Raw genomic sequence first — 12331 nt, 5'->3', positions numbered from 1 at the left:
TACGGATGCCTCCCCCCGAATCAAAACTAGCCGGCCGACGGCTCCGCTGCCTGCTGAATACTGCGTGAGACAGTAGCGTACACCTCCTGCCACATAGGATGAGTCTGTAGCGCGGCCTGGTGCCGGGCCAGGGTAGGCGCATCGTGCCGGGCGGCGGGGCCGGTTTGCACCGTGAACGGAGGGTAGGCCAAGGCCTTTTCTACGGTTTCGCGCACCAAGGGTACGATGAGTTCAAACGGCAGCCCGGCTTCCTGCAACAGCGCGTGGCTAATGCCGAGCACGTGGTTGGTGAAGTTGCCGGCAAACACGGCCGCGGTGTGTAACAAAAGGCGCTGCCCTGAGTTGAGCAGACGCACGTCCTGGCTCAAGCTGTGCGCCAGCGTCAGCAGGGTAGCTTGGCTGGCCGCATCGGCCGCTTCCAGGCAGAGCGGGAGCGTGGTCCAGTCTACCATGCGGCCGGGGCTGAACGTTTGCAACGGGTAGAAAACACCCCCGCGCAGGTGGGGGTAGGGCGCGAATACAGCTAGTGGTAATGCGCCTGCCGTATGCGCGGCTAGTACATTGGCGGGCAGTTGCAGCTGTGCCAACAGCGGCTCCACGGCGGCATCGGGCACGGCCAGCAGCACTATTTCTGCTTCTAGCTGGCGCAAATCTGGGTTGGTGGTGGCGCGGGCGCCGGGCAGCTGCGTGGCCAGCACGGCGGCACTGGCTGCCGTGCGACTCCACACATGTGTGATGGTATGGCCCGCCCGCAGCAGCGCCGGCCCTAGGTGGGTGGCTACCCGGCCGGCGCCTACTAAACAAATACGCATAGTGAAAAGGCAGTTTGAAGCGGTAAGTTGCTGCTGCTTATTGAAAACAGCATCTAGTGGCAAGACGACGCGACCCCGTATTTTTTCGCCGAAGATGCTATCTTAACTATGGAAAGCACGTAGTGTTTACTGCTTTATTTACAGCAGCAACTTCATCCGCTTTACTTTCCTGCTCCGCTCTCAACTTAAACGCTTTTTACCGAAACACTTTCTACATGCAACATCTATACACTACCCCGACGGAGCGCCCTGCGCGGCGTCGATTGGGGCGCTTGCTGGGGCTGTGCGCGCTGGCGCTTGGCTTGCAGCTGCCGGCTCAGGCGCAATTGAATTACAACCAGTATACTGGAGAAAATGTAGCTGGTACTTACACTGACCTCGGCAGCACGGGCACAGTGATTGCCACGGCTAATACCGACGACGCCAACTCAGCTGCCCAGAACATCGGATTTAGTTTTCGATATAATAGTCAAGATTTCACACAGTTTGTGTTGAATACCAATGGCTACATGCGTTTGGGTAGTGCTGCACCGTCAACGGCTTACTTTTTCAGCGACCCAGATAAGATTACGGGCGGACCACTAAATAGCACTAACGCAGCTGACGTGAACCTGCTGCTGCCTTTTAATGAAGACCTCACTGCTGGCACGAGTCCCACTGAATACCGGACAGCCACTACGGGTGCCGCTCCCAACCGGGTATGCACCATTCAGTGGAAAAACGTGAGCGACAAAGCCCGCGGGACGAAAGCTAGTCAGTACACCAACTTCTCTTTTCAGGTGAAGCTTTACGAAACTAGCAATACTATCGAGTTTGTGTACGGACCAGCTACCAGCGGACCTACTGCTGTATCTTACAAAACGGTTGCAGTTGGCATCAAAGGATCTAACGCAACTCCTACGGCTAATGCAGAGATAATCACCCTCACAAAAGAAGCTGAACAGCCCTGGGCACAGGCTAGGTTCTTCACTGGGCCTGTCTTTTTCGATATTTTAAACACGGTGGTACCTGATGCTGGCCGTACTTACCGCTTCAACACGCGTAAGGCTAACGACGCTGCGACCGTATCCGTCTTTACCTATGGTCAACTCTCGCCCGAGGCTGCTCCCCACACGGCTCAGACAATCATTTATAACGCAGGAACCACCACTCTTACTAACGTGCCGGTAACACTAACAGTAGCAGGTGCCTCAACTTTCACCAGCACTAAAACGATTGCTTCGCTACCTGCCAATCGTCTAACGCTGGTAACATTTGATCCCTACCCTGCCACTACCCAGGGTGCTAATACCCTAACAGTAAGCGTGGGCAATGATGCGCTAAATAGCAATAATCAACAAACCACTACTCAAACCGTTACGTCGAACCAATTAGCGTATGAGACACCTAATCAATTCATTGATGATTACCTGCCGCTTCTAGGAACAAACGGGGCTTTTGCAGCTAAATACACTATTACTCAATCTACTACAGTAAATAGCGCAACGTTGGCGCTAATAAGCAACGGTCCTAGCAGTTCTACCTACCGCGTAGTACTCTATGATGCATTAGGCCCCAACGGGGGCCCCGGCAACGAACTATACGTATCACCCTCCCAGGCTGTTCCGGCCGGTAACAGGCGCGTCACGGTTACCATCCCTAATGTAGTGGTGAACTCCTCATTCTATGTAGGTATGCGTTTTGATCAGGACAGCGATGACTTTTCATTAGGAGCACAAATAGAAGACCCTCTCCGCCCAAACACTTTTTATTTTACGGCACCAGGAAGCAATTTGAGCACTTGGGAAGTTTTTGAAGACTTCGATAAATTTTATTATCTGCGGCCAGCCATTAGTGTAGGTTTTGGAGCGGTACCACCTTGTCAAACACCTGTTAACTTCCAATTCACAGCTGTTACGACCACTTCTGCCAACGTCACCTTTACGCCTTCGGCCGGCACTGGCCCATACGTAGCTGAATACGGTCCCGTAGGTTTCACGCCAGGTTCAGGCACTACAGCTGCTAGTGCTACCTCACCCATTACGCTCACAGGTTTGGCAGCAGCTACTACTTACGATGTGTATGTAAGCAAAAGCTGCGGCGGCACGGCCGGCACCAGCGCCCGCTACGGTCCATTGAAATTGACTACCGCTTGTCAACCAACGGCCGTTACTTTCCCATACACCCAGAATTTTGATGCGGCTAACACCCTTCCCTGCGGCTATACCATTCTTGATGCCAACAATGATGGCTATAGTTGGAGACTAACAAATATCACAGACCTTATCAGTAGTTCGCCTAATGCCATTGCCTATATATACAATGAGGATGATACTACAGTAGGTGCTAATGACTGGTTTTTTACCACAGCCCTACCTTTAACAGCGGGCCAGCAATATAATATGAGCTTTAAGTATCGGGTGGGTTCTTATGATGATGATGGAACAGTAATACCTGAAGGATTAGAAATACGCTATGGCACCGCACCTACGGTAGCCGCTATGACGGCAGGCACTTCTGTTTACAACAATACCAACCTCAACTCCACAGCGTTTGCTACAGTGTCGGCGCAGGCCATTCAGCCTGCCACCACGGGGCAATACTATATTGGTTTTCATGCCATTAGTAACCCTGACGCGTATGTTTTGGTGATAGATGATATATCCATCACCACCACCGCCCTACCCGTGAACCAAGCCCTTTCGCGGGCTATTGAAGCCTACCCCAACCCTACTACAGGCATACTGCGCCTGAACCTGAGTGCCAGCAGTGCCCGCCAGCGGCGTGCTACGGTGTTTAATACCTTAGGTCAGGTAGTGCTGACGCATCCGCTCAATACGGCGGCCGAGCAGCAACTCGACCTTTCTGCGCTCAGCAACGGCCTCTACACGGTGCAGCTACAGCTGGACAATGATGTGGTTGTGAAGCGCGTGAGCTTGCAAAAATAAGGTTGACTTGTTTCCAATTTTTACCAGAAGGGCAGTCTAGCTAGACTGCCCTTCTGCTTATATGAGGTCAGTGTCCGTGTTACAAACAGAAACCAGAACGTTCTACTCGTCCTCAAAAAACGGCGCTTCGCTGTAGAACTTTACGCATAGCCGTAGTAGCCTTGTCAAAGAAATTCAGCATCTTGACAAAGCAATTTTTCTTTGCCGATACCACCTCCTTTCACCTCTCATTCTGTTTCTATGGCGCAATCCTACCCTGACGATAAAGTTAGATTACGCGGGCGGCACTGGGCACTAGCGGCACTGCTAGCGCTAGGCACCACCGGCCTGCACGCACAAAACCTCAATTATCGAACATACGGTACGCAAACTGGCGTAACTGCCTACACTGATCTAGCTGATACCGGAACAGTAATTTCTACCCCTGATAAAGACGATTCCAACTCAGCAGCACAGGAAATAGGCTTCACGTTTCGCTATAACAACCAGGATTTCACGCAGTTTATCCTGAATACGAATGGCTACCTGAAACTGGGTGGCACGGCGCCCTCTCCCGCACTGTATTACGAAGCGGCGCAGACCTTCGCCCAAGGCGGTCCTTTTAAAAGCACGAATGCTGCCGATGTAAATTTGCTGGTGCCTTTCGCCGCTGATTTGCTGGGTCCTGATGCAGCTGAGTATCGGGTAGCCACCACCGGCACCGCGCCAAACCGCGTGTGTACCATTCAGTGGAAAAACGTGCAGGACAAGCCTCGCCAAACTACAACCACAGGAACAGGCGCTACGACCACCGTTGCGGAGCAATACACTGGATTTTCGTTTCAGGTGAAGCTGTACGAAATCAACAACGTTATTGACTTCGTGTACAATACGCCGACGGCTGGTGCTGGTGCTGCCGCACCTAAGGTGGCAGTAGTAGGTTTGAAAGGCTCGGGCAACGGATTTGAGCAAATTCTCAGCGTAGCGAAAAATACAAATGTCGCTTGGTCAGGACCCACCTTTGCGCAGGGTGACTACGGCGGTATTCCGTTCGTCTTTGCTAAAACCACATTGCCCGATGCTGGCCGTACGTACCGCTTTCGGCCCGCCGCCGCCACCGATGCCAGCGTAGCAGCCATCTACACGCTGGGCAAGCTACCTATTTCGGGTGTGGGGCCGCAGACCATCCAGGGCGCCGTCCGCAATGAGGGCTATACTACCCTCACCAATATACCGGTGACACTAACGGTAGCAGGCGCTAACTCTTTCACGAGCAGCAAAACAGTTGCCTCTATTGCACCCGGCGCCACCGCTACCATTGCATTCGACAGCTTCACACCTACTGCCACCGGCGACAATACCGTAACTGTGACTGCTACCGCTGCGGGCGACGTGACCACAGCAAATAACACCACTACCGTAGCCCAGCAAGTTACGGCAGACACCTACTCCCACGCTACCCCTGGCATACTGAATACAAACAGCTACGGCGGCACTGCTGCTGTGGCGTATCTATCTCGCTTTCAGGCTACTGATACGCGTAGTGTGCAAAGCGTGAATGTATACACCAACAATGCAGCCTCTGTGGGCCGCACGGTATACGCAGTAGTAGTAAATGCCCAGGGCGCTATCATTGCCCGCTCTCCCGACTACCAATTGCAAACGGCTGATATGGGCCGGTACAACACTTACACGCTCAGTACGCCCGCTATTGTCTATGGCACCGACTTTTTTGTAGGACTTGCTTTAACGCCAAACGCTACCTCCTACTTCCCGGTTGGCACTCAAGCAGAAAACCCTACTCGTCGCTTAAGCACTTATAGCCTAGCAATAGGTGCCGGCACTGCCCCAGCGGATTTATCGACCAGCAATGCGGGCAAGCTCATGATTGAGGCTGTAACGGCTCCCGTAACCTGCCTACCACCTACCAACCTACTCGTTTCGGCTACCACCTCCACCGGTGCTACGCTGAGCTTTACGGCGCCGGCTGGCACCGCGCCGGCTGGTTATAGCCTTGTATACGGTCCTGCGGGATTCGATCCGGCTACGGCAGGCACGACCGTAACGGGTACGGCTTCGCCAATTGCCCTTACAGGCCTGACGCCGGCTACCACGTACCAGGCGTATGTGCGCAGCACGTGCAGTAACACTAGCGCCAGCCTATTTTCGGCGCCGGTGACCTTTACTACGCTGTGCACGCCTCCCGCGCCGCTGGCCACGTTCCCGTACAATGAGAACTTTGATGGTGTAACAGCCCCAGCCCTACCCTGCGGCTTCACGGTACTCGACGCTAACACCGATGGCTTCACCTGGACCACTAGCACCGCCGCCGCCCGCAGTGGAGCCAACGCGCTGACGTACAACTTCAACAACCAAAGTATGACCACCGCTGCCGACGACTGGGTGTTTACGCCGGCTCTCACGCTCCAGGCCGCGCAGCAATACCTGCTATCGTTCTACTACCGCGTGGGTAATACGGCCACGCCCGAGCGTCTGGAAATTAAAGTAGGTACTGCACCTACCGTGGCTGGCATGACGACTACCATTTTCACTGGTAACAATCTCACGGCCACTACCTTCACGCAGGGCACAGCCCAGCCCATCCGGGTAACGACTGACGGCACGTACTACGTGGGCATGCACGTAACCAGCGCCGCTAACTCCTTCCGCCTGTCGATTGATGACGTGACGCTGACGGCTGGCCCGTTGGCAGTCAACCAAGCACTGTCGCAGGCCGTGGCAGCCTACCCTAACCCTACCAGTGGCCTGTTGCACATAGACTTGCGCAGCAGCAAGGCGCACCAGGCACAGGCTACTGTTATCAATTCTTTGGGCCAGTCAGTCCTGACCCGCACGCTCTCCACTAAGCAACCTGATGAGTTAGATATGGCTACGTTGGCAGCGGGCATTTATACACTAAAGCTTGATCTTGATGGCGAAACCGCTGTGAAGCGCATTAGTGTACAGAAGTAACCTGCTTTTCGCTTACAATAAAAAGGGCAGCCAAATGGCTGCCCTTTTTATTGTGGAGTACCTCAAATAGCGGAGCAGCCGCGTAGCGATTTTTTGGGTCTGCAGATGAGTTGATGATTATTACTGATCAGCGCTGTGTAGTGGTATAAAGACTCTACCCATTCTTGCACCGCTATGCGGCGCTTTGTGCGGGCAACGCTATTTTTCTACGAACCTTCCGCCACTACGCGGCTACTTCACAGCTTGGATTACGGAAATAGCTTCCGTGTATTTTCAGGTCAATATAGGGAAGTGTTGCCACCTGACGCAAAAAAGCCGGACTACCATTAGGGTAGACCGGCTTTTCAGTTCTGGCAAAGCGTGCGTTAGGCCACTTGGCGCGGACGCTGTACCGGCCGTGCCCGTAGTGGGGTGGCCTCGTCGTTGGTCGCGGGTAGGGCAGCGCTGGTGTCGCGGCGGCGCTTCACGAAGGCCATGCCGAAGCCTACTGCCATTAGCAGCGTACCGCTCCAGAGCAGGTTGATGAAAGGCTTCTCCATCGCTTTCAGAATGATGTAGTCCTTCTGAGCCGTGCTTACACCGAAGGTGAATTTGCCGGCCGTGGGGTCTACGTTCAGGAACGTGAGGCGCAGGCCCAGGTCTTCCGATTGGTCGGGCACGCGGCCTACCATGCGGTTGCGCACCACAAACATGGGGTGAATATGGTACTGGCGCTTCTCACCGTACACAATGAAGTCACCCTGAATGGCCAAGTCGCCTTCCTTCAGATTTAGACCAGCCGTTTGATGCGCGGGCTCTACGGCACGCAATACCGCAAAGTAGTCGTTGAGGTAGATGGTGTCGCCCACGCTCAGTACGTGCTCCGTCACCTCGCTCCAATCGGGGCCGGTGGTGGGCGGGGTAGCGCTTACGTGCGAATAGATATCGTGGTCCCAGAACTTCTTGATATCAGGCGAAGCCAGTAGCCCGCCCATTTCCTCGTTGGCCTGGGCACGGGGGAACAACTCGAAGGTTTTGCCGCTTTTCTTCTCTTTGTACTCGACGCGGTAGTAGGTGTTCTCGGGCAGAATTTCGAGCGTATCGCCGGCCTTGTAATACACTTTGCCGCCGCGCTTCACATCGCCGCGGGCAACGGCTTTGTACTCGTCGTCGGTACGGAAAAGTAGTTCTTTGTTGACGTAGCCAGGCACGCCGGGCACATCAAGATACTGACCGGTGTAGCTTACCTCATACGGCCCCATAGGCGCCCCCTCGTTGCGCCACAGCAGCACGTTATCGCGGTTCAACTCCTCGTTGAATTCCTTGGAATACACCAAGCCCGATACGTTGCCGGAAATGATGTTGGAATAGCCGGCTGAGGCCAGAATACCCAGCAGCATCAGCGCTACGCCAATGTGGGCCACGCCGCCGCCCGACAGGCTCACCTTGCGCCGTAGCAGCGTGAGCACCATGCTCAGGTTGGCCAGCACGCCGAACAGGGCCGCAGTTAGCAGCACGATATACACGGGCTTCATCTCCAGCTTGTTGTAGCGCACCAGCAAAATTACCAGGGCAGCGCCCAGCAGCGTGAGGATGCCCGGCACCGTGAGCGAGTTGGTGAGGCTTTCCTTATCGTTTTTCTGCCACCACATCACCTGCGCCAGCCCCGACAGGAATACTACGCCTATCCCCATCCACAGCTGAATTTTGGTGTAGTGCCCAATCTGGTCGGCGGGTAGGGCCAGGTTGGATTTGATGCCGATGAAGCCTAGGAAGGCGTTGTACACTGGAATGCTGGTAGTAACCAACACCTGAAACGCGCCCAGACATAGCACCGTAGCACCCACAAACACCCACAGCTCGGGATTGTAGGTAGTCAATTCTTTCTCCGAAACCGGGATAGAGCGCCAGCGCGCTACCAGCAGCGCCACAGATAGCACCGCGAAAACACCCAGATAAATCAGCAGCTGGCCCGATAGGCCCAGGTCCGTAAAGGAGTGCACCGAGGCGTTGCCCAACACGCCACTACGCGTGAGGAAGGTAGCGTACAGCACCAGCACAAACGTGGCAATGACGAGCACAAACGACGTGCGCAGGCCGGTTTTACCGCGCTTCCACAGGATGAGGCCGTGCAACGAAGCCACCAGTACCAACCACGGGATGTACACGGCATTTTCTACCGGGTCCCAGTTCCAATAGCCGCCAAAGTTTAGGGTTTCGTAGGCCCAATAGGCACCCATCATCACCCCTACCCCTAGCACCAAGCCACCTACCAGCGTCCAGCGGATGGCGGGCTGCACCCAGGCGGTCAGCTCGCGCTTCCAGAGGCCGGCCATAGCATAGGCGAAGGGCACCAGCGTGAGAGCAAAGCCCAGGAACAGCGTGGGCGGGTGAATCACCATCCAGTAGTTCTGGAGCAGGGCATTCAGGCCAGTTCCGTCTTTGGGTATGAAGTTGGGGTCGGTTTTGAAAACCGGAATATCTAGGAAGTCGCGTAGCAGAATAAACGGCGAGGAGCCAATCTTGACGTCGCCAATTACTACCCCCAGAATCATGGAAACCAGGAACAACTGCACGCCCGCAAACACGGCCATTACCGGTGCTTCCCACTTCTTACTATATCGGATAATGATGAAGCCCAGCACTACCTGCCAGAAAATCCAGAGCAGGAACGAGCCCTCCTGGCCTTCCCAGAAACAGGAAATCATGTAGTATACCGGCAGGTGGTTGCTGCTGTGGCTCCAGGCGTAGTAGTACTCGTAGTGGTGGCCGTGAATGATGGCGAACAAGCTGGCAATAACTGCCAGCACAGCCGCCCCGTGCACGAAGAATGCACCGCGAGCCAAGCGCTGCCAGCCCAAATCGGTGGCGCCCAGCGGCTGGTCTTTGGCCGCCATGTAGTAGGAATAGGCCGCTACGCAGGCCGCCGCAAACGCTACAATGACACTTGCGTGTCCCAGGTCACCGATGAACGTATTTAGCATAAACTGTTTGTTGAAAAGACTTGCTGCGTAGTGCTCTAAAGGTGCTCTACTTTCTTCTTTCAGTGGTAGACAAATGCTTCAGGCGGGCCTGATGCTGCCGTCGTTGCCACTGCATCATGGTTCGGGAGTCTCGCTGCCGGGTGGCAGCTTGCTTCTTGGCGGCGGAGGGCATTCGCTGCACGTAGGCCACCCACTGCTGCTGCAACAACAGCGGCGGCGCGTTGTTGGGCGCTTCGGCTACTATTTGGTAGAGGTAGCGACCAGGGGCCGTGAGCGTATCGGTGTAGGAGTAGCTTTGGTCGCTGCCGCCGTAGGTGGTGCGGCCCACCTCCAGTGCTGCCAACGGCTGGCTGCGAAACTCCGCTGCCTCGCGGCGCACCACCTGAAACCGGGTGGTGCTACCCAAAGAGTCGGGTAGAGTCCAGTGCATCTGTACTACCCTGGCATCGGTGGGCACTACGCTGCTCAATGAGGGCTCGGCAGCGGCAGGGCGGCCTTGCGGCTGCTGACTGACGGCCAAAGCAAATTGGCAAAAGTCTTTCAGGTAGCCATCCACATCCAGCAAGTAGGGCTGCCCGGCTTGCAGGCTATCCAACATCACAAATACATCGTCCTGGCTGCCCAACGAGGTACAGGACAATACCCGGTAGGTAGCAGGCTGGCAAGGAGTACCCGTAAGCACCACCAACTGCACACCGCGGGTATCACGGCACTTTTGCCCACTGATATTCACGTAGTAACGCCCTGAAACCGATGGAGTGAACTCAAACCACTGGTCGTTGTGGTACTCGATGCACTTACCCGTCAGCTTCTCGTCGACGCAGGCCCACTGTACGGTGCAGCCTGTTGTAGTAGACGTTACTTGCTCGTTCAGGCGCAGCACGCGGCGCTGCTCAATGTCATCGTTGGGTACCTGTGCTGTGGCAGTTAAAAATGGAGCGTTGACAATTAAAAAGCAGTAAAAAGAAGCCATACTTATGCGCGGCCAGAAGCGAAGTTTCGCTTCCACTATCCCGCGCATTATCTCTGGCTCACTCCGCATTTCAACTGTTTAATTCTCAACTTTTAATTAACCGACGCCGTGGCGCCTTTAATGTCTTTCTCCACGTATTTAGAGGGGCACTTCAGCAGGATTTTATCGGCTACGAACACGTCGTTGCGCATGGCGCCGGTAATTACTACCTGCTCCGACTTGTCAAAATCCTGGGGCTTGGGGTTGAAGTACACCACGCGCTGAGCGATGCGGTTGGTGTCCACCAAGGTGAAAGCAAAATAATTAGGGTCGAGGGTAGGGTTGTACTCCAGGCCCATAATCTGCTGGCCACTGCGCGGCAGGCGGCCTACCACGTGCACTTTGGTGTTCTTGCCCTCGGCGGCCAACTCGCGGGCCTCTTTAAACGAAACGTATTGGCTGACATCGGCCGAAGTAGTCATCAGAATACCAATGGCGGCGGCGATAACGGCCAAAATGAGAATGTGCGATTTCTTCATGGGTGCAAAAAAGCGGAAGACGCGGCGCTGCCGAAAAGCGACAGCAACTCAGAACAAGAAAGCCGGGTAGAAAAGTCCCCTACCCGTAAAAAGCGTGAGACTAAATCTGTTGCCCGCGGCAAAAGTACGCACGCAATCGGCAACTATTGTGGAAGAGTGCTCGTAAGGGCGCGCCTAGTCGCGCACTTCCTTCTCCAGATGGCTGATTTTGCGGTCCAGCGAAATCAAAAAAAACAACAGCCCGGCCAATACTACGGCAATAACGGCCACCACCACGTAGATTTTGCCACTCTGGCGCAGGGCGTCAGCCATTTCGGGCTGATCAGCAGTTTGGGCGGCAGCACGTAGTACCGGCAGTAGCAATGCTATGAAGAGAGTTACTATCCGCATCACCCTACCTCTCTTCATCAATCCAAGACCCTTGTTACGCAAGCTGTTTGTCATATACTTTTTGTTTGAGAAAGGCCACGCGGCTAGCCAGTTGCGCCAACCAAAATCCTAACAGCGTCCAGCCAATCACGGCGGGATAGAATACCAGACGCATATTGCTGTCCAGGTCGTACTTGGCAAACGCCGGGTTGCCGCCCGCGCCGGGGTGCAACGAGGCCGTCAGGCGCGGCAGGATGAAGAACAGCGGCATGGCCGCCGCAAAGGCGAATATGTTGTAGATAGCCGAAACACGGGCGCGTTGCTGCTCATCCTGGAAAGACGAGCGTAGCACCAAGTAGGCACCGTAAATAAGCATGGCAATGGCCGCGCCGTTGAGCTTGGGGTCGTTGGTCCACCATGCACCCCATGTATATTTAGCCCAGATGCTACCCGTAGCCAGCCCCACAAAACCCATGTAAATGCCGGTTTTAGCGGCTTCGTGCGAGAGAATATCCAGCTGGGGGGTAGGAGCGCGCAGGTAGCGCACCGAGTAATAGACCGAAGCCGTGAGCACCGCCGTCATGCCAAACCACATGGGCACGTGGAAGTAGAGGTTCCGAATGCTCTCGTTGAGAATTGCCAGCCGGGGCACCGGCATCAGCAGGCCCGCCACCGCCACGTATAGCAGCAGCACCACGGCCAGACCTTTCCACCAATTGTTTTTCATAAGCTACTTGCTGCTACACCCGAAGGCCACAGTCTTTGGTGAACGAAGAGAAACAGTATACAAATTCCGGAAGGGCAACATTAATTCTGC

At 54.9% G+C, this 12331-nt stretch carries 8 protein-coding genes; 2 read left to right on the top strand and 6 right to left on the bottom strand.

The window, feature by feature from the left end:
* Positions 1 to 26: 26 nt before the first annotated feature.
* Positions 27 to 812: a Rossmann-like and DUF2520 domain-containing protein gene (locus F1C16_RS00280; RefSeq protein WP_185282406.1), complete on the bottom strand. Its 786-nt coding sequence runs from the start codon at positions 810 to 812 to the stop codon at positions 27 to 29.
* 215 nt (positions 813 to 1027) lie between these two features.
* Between F1C16_RS00280 and F1C16_RS00275 the strand changes: the two genes are divergently transcribed.
* Positions 1028 to 3739, top strand: coding sequence for a T9SS type A sorting domain-containing protein (locus F1C16_RS00275; protein ID WP_185282405.1), 2712 nt, complete (start codon positions 1028 to 1030; stop codon positions 3737 to 3739).
* 240 nt (positions 3740 to 3979) lie between these two features.
* Positions 3980 to 6691, top strand: a complete 2712-nt coding sequence (locus tag F1C16_RS00270) for a T9SS-dependent choice-of-anchor J family protein (protein WP_185282404.1) — start codon at positions 3980 to 3982, stop codon at positions 6689 to 6691.
* A 365-nt stretch (positions 6692 to 7056) separates the two neighbouring features.
* On the opposite strand, the gene ccsA is transcribed toward F1C16_RS00270, so the two are convergent.
* From ccsA to F1C16_RS00245, 5 genes are all read right to left on the bottom strand, one after another.
* Positions 7057 to 9654, bottom strand: a complete 2598-nt coding sequence (ccsA, locus tag F1C16_RS00265; RefSeq protein WP_185282403.1) for a cytochrome c biogenesis protein CcsA — start codon at positions 9652 to 9654, stop codon at positions 7057 to 7059.
* A 46-nt stretch (positions 9655 to 9700) separates the two neighbouring features.
* The gene (locus F1C16_RS00260; RefSeq protein ID WP_185282402.1) at positions 9701 to 10627 is read right to left on the bottom strand and encodes a hypothetical protein; all 927 of its coding nucleotides are present in this window, start codon (positions 10625 to 10627) and stop codon (positions 9701 to 9703) included.
* A 92-nt stretch (positions 10628 to 10719) separates the two neighbouring features.
* Entirely contained in the window at positions 10720 to 11145 is a 426-nt protein-coding gene (locus F1C16_RS00255; protein ID WP_185282401.1) for a cytochrome c maturation protein CcmE, read from the bottom strand.
* Positions 11146 to 11319: 174 nt separating this feature from the next.
* Positions 11320 to 11508 carry a CcmD family protein gene (locus F1C16_RS00250; protein WP_308461643.1) on the bottom strand — a complete coding sequence of 63 codons (189 nt, stop codon included), beginning with the start codon at positions 11506 to 11508 and terminating at the stop codon, positions 11320 to 11322.
* 61 nt (positions 11509 to 11569) lie between these two features.
* Positions 11570 to 12241 (bottom strand): cytochrome c biogenesis protein, encoded by a 672-nt coding sequence (locus tag F1C16_RS00245; protein ID WP_185282399.1) that lies wholly within the window; start codon positions 12239 to 12241, stop codon positions 11570 to 11572.
* Positions 12242 to 12331: the final 90 nt, after the last annotated feature.

It is taken from the genome of Hymenobacter sp. NBH84, from assembly GCF_014217645.1.
Taxonomy (GTDB): domain Bacteria; phylum Bacteroidota; class Bacteroidia; order Cytophagales; family Hymenobacteraceae; genus Hymenobacter; species Hymenobacter profundi.
The sequence above is the reverse complement of the archived record's forward strand: the minus strand, read 5'-3'. Positions and strand labels throughout refer to the sequence as shown.

Bases quoted from the DNA above. Each gene is read 5' to 3' on its own strand.
- F1C16_RS00280 (WP_185282406.1), bottom strand. From the start codon at position 812: ATGCGTATTTGTTTAGTAGGCGCCGGCCGGGTAGCCACCCACCTAGGG.
- F1C16_RS00275 (WP_185282405.1), top strand. From the start codon at position 1,028: ATGCAACATCTATACACTACCCCGACGGAGCGCCCTGCGCGGCGTCGA.
- F1C16_RS00270 (WP_185282404.1), top strand. From the start codon at position 3,980: ATGGCGCAATCCTACCCTGACGATAAAGTTAGATTACGCGGGCGGCAC.
- ccsA (WP_185282403.1), bottom strand. From the start codon at position 9,654: ATGCTAAATACGTTCATCGGTGACCTGGGACACGCAAGTGTCATTGTA.
- F1C16_RS00260 (WP_185282402.1), bottom strand. From the start codon at position 10,627: ATGGCTTCTTTTTACTGCTTTTTAATTGTCAACGCTCCATTTTTAACT.
- F1C16_RS00255 (WP_185282401.1), bottom strand. From the start codon at position 11,145: ATGAAGAAATCGCACATTCTCATTTTGGCCGTTATCGCCGCCGCCATT.
- F1C16_RS00245 (WP_185282399.1), bottom strand. From the start codon at position 12,241: ATGAAAAACAATTGGTGGAAAGGTCTGGCCGTGGTGCTGCTGCTATAC.